Here is a 511-nt window from a genome sequence, read left to right as displayed (position 1 = left end):
CTTTACCATCGCTAAGTCGGTAAGCCAGTAGAGAGTTACCCCAAACGCAGCCACCATCGAGCGCGCGAGCATGCGGTAAGTCCACTTCACCCTTTAGAGCTGCCCAATGACCAAATAATATCTTACGCGTCCGCGGTACTTGCCATTCAAACCAAGGCATAAAATCATCGGGCATGTGCTGATCTAAGCTGGACGTAAAGCTAAACTCTAGTGTTCCGTCTTGTTTGCACAGCCGCATCCGGGTAAAGTAATTGGATATCGCCCGCATCTTAGTAAAGCCATTAATACCATCATGCCACTCATCGGCGCTCTTACTATACAAATGCGGTAGCAAACGATCAAGTTGATCTAAGCTACCCTTTAATTGCGCTTCTAATTGCTGCGCATATTGTGCAGCGGCATCAATGCTCCAGTGCGGTGGTATTCCAGCATGTACCAATACAGTATGCTTATCAGGATACGCCAAAATTGGCTGACACCGTAACCATTGCAATAATTCCTCACCATCTTC

At 47.2% G+C, this 511-nt stretch carries 1 protein-coding gene; it reads right to left on the bottom strand.

The window, feature by feature from the left end; genetic code table 11:
- Nucleotides 1-511: symmetrical bis(5'-nucleosyl)-tetraphosphatase (locus ACS8FD_RS24765; RefSeq protein ID WP_439277793.1), on the bottom strand; the 511-nt coding region annotated here is incomplete at both ends.

The organism is Psychrobacter sp. 1U2, from assembly GCF_051847575.1.
This window is presented reverse-complemented; position numbering and strand designations above follow the sequence as displayed.